A 3,681-nucleotide genomic window follows, 5' to 3' on the forward strand; every position below is an offset into this window, starting at 1 on the left:
CAGCTCGATCGCTTCAATCACCTTTTGCCGCAGGTCATAGCTGTAGGGTTTAGCCATAAAAGTTTGAAAATAGACGACAACGACATCCCTCATAGTCTATGTCCTAATGCACCTGGCGACAGCTATATCAACAAGAAGAAGCGATCGCCTACGAATTGGCTGCCAAATTCTACCTGGAATGGGGTAAAGAAAAAATTGCCCAGGTGTATCTCGTAGATGCTTACTACGGCTACGCTCGTTGGGGAGCCAAAGTGAAGATTGACGATCTAGAACAACGCTATCCCCAACTACTTGCTCCTATCTTAAAACAGGATAAAGCTCGTTCGTTCGAGGCCAGCACTACCTCCAATAGCACCTCATCTTTTAGCACGAACCAAACAATTGCTGGGAGTACCAGCATCGCAGTCGTAGATTTACCCACGGTTATCAAAGCTTATCAAGCTTTGTCTAGCGAAATTAAGCTCGAACAATTGCTCACTACCCTGATGCAAGTGGCGATTCAGAATGCAGGCGCTCAAACAGGAGTATTGATTTTGAAAGAAGAGGAGAACTGGAAAATCGCCGTCCACTGTAGCGATCGCCAAGGCTGCATTCTGCAAGATATTCCCCTCGAAGAGAGCGGGTCAATTCCTCATACCCTCATTAACTACGTCAAACGGACTAAAGAAACCCTAGTTTTCGATGATGCCAAGACTCAATTAACATTTGCTTCTGACCCCTATATGAAGCAGCAGCAACCTAAGAGTATTCTGTGTACTCCTATCCTCCATCAAGGCAAAATGATGGCAATTCTGTATTTGGAAAACAATTTAACAACCGGAGCATTTACGAGCGATCGCGTCGCCCTCCTCAACATCCTCTGTTCCCAAGCGGCAATTTCCTTACAGAACGCTCGTCTGTATCAGCAATCTCAAGAGTATGCCCAAAAACTAGAGCTTTATCTCACCGATCTCAAACAAATGCAACTGCAACTGGTACAGAGCGAAAAAATGTCTGCTCTCGGCAATTTAGTAGCAGGAGTTGCCCACGAAATTAACAATCCTGTAGGCTTTATTGCCGGAAACCTGCAACCCGCGCAATATTATGTGCAGGATTTATTCAACCTAATCGACCTTTATCAAGAAAAGTTTCCCATTCCAGGAGTGGAAATTGAGAAAGAAATTGAGGAGATTGACTTAGAGTATTTGCGAGATGATCTACCCAAACTGATTCAGTCGATGAATGAGGGTGTCGATCGCATTCGCGGCATCAGTACGAGTTTGAGAACCTTTTCGAGGGCAGATAGCGATCGCCCAGTTCCTTTCAATATTCACGATGGACTCAACAGCACTATCCTGATTCTCAAGCATCGTCTAAAAGCCAATGAAAACCGTCCTGCCATTGAAATTGTGAAAGAGTATGGCAATTTGCCTCCGGTGGAATGCTTCCCCGGACAGCTAAATCAGGTATTTATGAATATCTTGGCAAATGCCATTGATGCTCTGGAAGAACAAAGTAAGGGACGTAGCTTTACTGAGATTCAAGCTCTACCCAACCAGATCGCGATTCAAACTGCTGTGAGCGCAAAGGGCGAACGAGTTTTGATTAGGATTAAGGACAATGGAGGTGGTATCACTAATGAAGTGAAACAAAAAATCTTCGATCACCTCTTCACAACCAAACCTGTGGGTGAAGGAACGGGTTTAGGATTGTCTATTGCCCGCCAAATTGTTGTAGAAAAACACCAGGGGACGTTGGAGGTGAATTCTTCTTTAGGGCATGGCTCCGAGTTTGTTATTTCTATTCCAATAAATGGGTAGAACTGCGCTATTTAAGAACATCATTAGTATCTTTTGCCCTAAGTGCGATCGCTTTTCGTAGATTATCTGGTTGTGGACAATAGTCAGAAGTCATCCACTGCCCCTTACTCATTCCCGATCTCATCTGTATCTATAGCAATCCTAAGTGAGTTTTACTTTCTCTTTTCTTTCTCTGCGCTCTCTGCGTCCTCTGCGGTTCGTTATTCTTCACTAATCAAATAGGACTGCTATATAAACTTTTGTAGCGTTGCTGAATGGCAGTAAGCTCTCGCTTTGAGCTTCAAGCTGCAATAGACAGATGAAATAGTTAGATACTATAAGTATTTAGAGCGAGAACAATTGTAAACCAAAAATAAAGTCGTTGACTAGAAAATAAATTTCTACCTGAAAAATAAAGCTTTCTACGGGTAAATACCTGGCGTGGTTGGGACGCCATCAACTAAGCCACCTCTCAACCACACTATTAGCCTAATTTCTCCCTGTCGCTGTCATGCCAAATATCCCACAAAACAGCCAGAAAAATTCTTCGAGCATAGGAGAACAGTCTTAAACGTGAAAATAGCAGAGTAATTGGTGCAGCATCCAGTACTTCTCAAGCATTCTCTTAACAAATCTTCTGATAGATAGATAGATGAATTTTTGCCCTGTTTTTGAACCTTTGTCATTTAAAATCAATTAAGATTCAATTACTGCCTATTAAAAAGACAAGATGTTTGCCAGACTACGCCGGATTTTGGGTCAATTTTTTAGTAAGTCCAGGAAAATCAATAACGAACCACTCAATAAAGTGAGTTTGATTGTCATTATTTTGATTGATATTTTTATTTTAGTTAATGTTTTTACGGGTCTGGATGATATTAGCAGATGGCATATCGCTCCTTCGCAGGCTTATCCCTGTTATTCCGAATGGCAAACTTACCGAACCCAAACCACTAAAGATAAAGATTATGAATTTTTCAGGCTTTCCTTTCCCTATGAAAATAACACTCAATCTAGTTTTAAGCAGACATATCAACAAGCCGAATCAGGGCATTTAGGCAACGTTTCGGAAACCTGCTTAACGTATGGCGGTTACAAAGATAAGGTTAATAACTCGGCAAATCAGCAAATCCTAAAAACTATCGCTCAGAAACAAGAAAAAATCAGTAGCCTTGAACAAGCAAATCGGACTATTCGTACACAATATGACTCATCACTCTTAGAAAAGATTGCGGGTCAGTCTCGCGATCGCTCTATTAATTCCGTCGGTGCTGAAAAAGCCAAACAAGCGTTAGAGCAAAACACTCGCACAATTTCTACGCTTGCTAAAGAAATTTCTAATCTTAAAAGCGAATTGATTGCTAAACCGGAAAGCCTTAGTTTGATAGCCTTTGTTAAGGATGACGGAAACTTTAGGGAAGTTGAAAAAGGCTATCAGCAGGCGTCATTTTGGTATCCCAGTATCCAATTTGGGTTTCAATCTCTCTTTCTTCTACCGCTGATTTTCGTTGCCTTATTAGTTCACAACTTTGCTCAACGAAAAGGATATGGACTCATCTCGCTGATTAGCTGGCATTTGCTGGTTATCTTTTTTATACCGCTAATCCTTAAAATCTTTGAATTTCTTCAAGTTGGCGTAATATTTCAATCTCTCTTCGATATTATTAGCGTCCTTTTTGGCGGGTTGCTTTTCCTGATCAGTTATGTTTATATCTTGCTAGTTCCGCTGGTTGGGTTTGGAATTATCAAGTTTTTTCAAAAAGTTGTCTTTAATACTATCCCTCTTCTGTCACTTTCCGAATATAATGAATAAAGAAATTGAAAAATAAAACTCTACACAGTAGGTAGGGCAATGGATGTAGAATTACAAGTTTTCAAACATTTAGCTAGAGATGCCCATCCC

At 41.0% G+C, this 3,681-nt stretch carries 1 protein-coding gene and 1 pseudogene; both read left to right on the forward strand.

Annotated elements, in window-relative coordinates; translation table 11 throughout:
* Positions 1-125: 125 nt before the first annotated feature.
* Positions 126-1,799, forward strand: a pseudogene (locus AC2VDX_RS21600) (GAF domain-containing sensor histidine kinase); the annotation flags it as partial.
* 709 nt (positions 1,800-2,508) lie between these two features.
* A complete protein-coding gene (locus tag AC2VDX_RS21605; RefSeq protein WP_378181704.1) occupies positions 2,509-3,591 on the forward strand; it encodes a hypothetical protein in 1,083 nt (360 codons plus the stop codon).
* Positions 3,592-3,681: the final 90 nt, after the last annotated feature.

It is taken from the genome of Coleofasciculus sp. H7-1 (assembly GCF_057473865.1).

Bases quoted from the DNA above. Each gene is read 5' to 3' on its own strand.
- AC2VDX_RS21605 (WP_378181704.1), top strand. From the start codon at position 2,509: ATGTTTGCCAGACTACGCCGGATTTTGGGTCAATTTTTTAGTAAGTCC.